General features: G+C 66.1%; 1 protein-coding gene. It reads left to right on the top strand.

The features are described from left to right. Positions 1-223 precede the first annotated feature (223 nt). Entirely contained in the window at positions 224-1,441 is a 1,218-nt protein-coding gene (locus NAM01S_RS33565; RefSeq protein WP_067793386.1) for an IS110 family RNA-guided transposase, read from the top strand. The last annotated feature ends 21 nt before the right edge of the window (positions 1,442-1,462 follow it).

The following is a 1,462-nucleotide window of genomic DNA, read 5'->3' as shown; positions in this document are numbered from 1 at the left end:
TCTCCATAAGGTTGTAGGTGTTCAGGGCCAGACGCCCTGGATGCCCAGGGCGGCGGGGTGTGGCTGATCGGTTCTTGCCGTTGGGTGGTTTACTAGGAGTGGCCGCCCCGTCGTGCTGGACGCCTTGGTCGCTGATTGAAATCTGTGCGCGTAGTCGCTGTTTATGGAGATGCAGGCAGGGTCGTCCGCGGGGTCGTGTCGTGAGTGCGGGAGGTCGTGCCGGGTGAAGGTCCGCGAAAAGGTTTGGGTTGGAATCGATGTTGGCAAAGCCGCGCATCACGCCTGTGTGGTGGATCAGGCGGGCAAGGTCGTGTTCTCCCAGAAAGTGGTCAACGGGCAGTCCGCGATCGAGGCGTTGATCGCCCGGGTCCGGGCCAAGGCCGTCGAGGTGGTCTGGGCAGTGGACATGACCTCCGGGGCGGCGGGGCTGCTGCTGGCTTTGCTGGCGACCACCGGGAATCCGGTTGTCTACGTGCCGGGCCGGTTGGTCAACCGCATGGCCGGAGCGTTCGCCGGGGAAGGAAAGACCGACGCCAAAGACGCCCGCACCATCGCTGAAACCGCCCGCATGCGTACCGATTTGACACCGATCACCAGCCCAGATCAGATCGTGACAGACCTGAAGGTGCTCATCGCGCGCCGCGAGAACCTGATGACGGACTGGGTGCGTGGCATCAACCAGCTGCGCGAGATGCTGGCTTCGATCTTCCCCGCGCTGGAACGCGCTTTCGACTACTCCACCCGCTCGGCGTTGATCCTGCTCACCGGATACCAGACCCCGGCCGCCCTGCGGGGCGACGGTCACGACGGGGTGCGCGCCTACCTGCTCGAGCACGGCGCCTGGGCCAAAGGCATCGCCGCCATGACCGACAAGGCCCTGGCCGCTGCCGCCGAGCAGACCATCGCCCTGCCCGGCGAGGCGGTCACCGGGCCCCTGATCGCCCGGCTGGCCCGTCAACTGCTCGATCTCGACCGCGAGGTCAAAGATCTCGACAAACAGCTCACCGACCGATTCGGCGACCATCCCCACGCTGCGGCCATCACCAGCGTCGACGGATTCGGCCCGATCCTGGGCGCGCAACTGCTCGCCGACGCCGGCGGCGACCTGCACACCGTCTTCGGCCACGCGGGACGGCTGGCCGCCTACGCCGGACTGGCGCCGGTGCCCCGCGACTCCGGCAAGGTCAAGGGAAACCTGCACCGCCCCAAGCGATATCACCGGGGCATGCGCAAGGTCTTCTACATGGCCGCGCTGTCGAGCATCCGCCGCACAGACAGCCCTTCCCGCGCCTTCTACCAAAAGAAACGAGCCGAGGGCAAAGTCCACACCCAAGCACTCATCGCGCTGGCCCGCCGCCTGATCGACGTCATCTGGGCACTCGTACGTGACAACCGCACCTTCGCCATCGAGGCACCAGCCCCGATCAGCGCTGCGGCTTGACACGATCATTGAAACTCCTCG

The organism is Nocardia amikacinitolerans NBRC 108937, from assembly GCF_001612615.1.
Lineage (GTDB): Bacteria > Actinomycetota > Actinomycetes > Mycobacteriales > Mycobacteriaceae > Nocardia > Nocardia amikacinitolerans.
This window is presented reverse-complemented; position numbering and strand designations above follow the sequence as displayed.